Here is a 255-nt window from a genome sequence, read left to right on the forward strand (position 1 = left end):
GGTCTGGTGCATCTCGGGGTCGCGCGCCTTGTCCGCGTTCTTCGTCGAGCTGGGCGCGCCGATGATGGTGGCGTCCACGATCGTGCCCGTGCCCACCTCCAGACCTCGGGCCTGCAGCGTCTGGCCTGCCGTGGCGAACAGTTGCTCGCCCAACTTGTGCGCCTCCAGCAGGCGCCGGAACTTCAGCAGCGTGGTGCCATCGGGCACCCGCTCACGTCCGAGGCCGATGCCCACGAAGCGCCGCAGCGCCGGGCT

At 70.6% G+C, this 255-nt stretch carries 1 protein-coding gene; it reads right to left on the reverse strand.

Annotated elements, in window-relative coordinates:
• Positions 1–255: transposase (locus tag JHD63_RS23615; RefSeq protein WP_198973208.1), on the reverse strand; the 255-nt coding region annotated here is incomplete at both ends.

Source organism: Xylophilus sp. ASV27 (genome assembly GCF_016428875.1).
GTDB lineage: Bacteria > Pseudomonadota > Gammaproteobacteria > Burkholderiales > Burkholderiaceae_C > Xylophilus.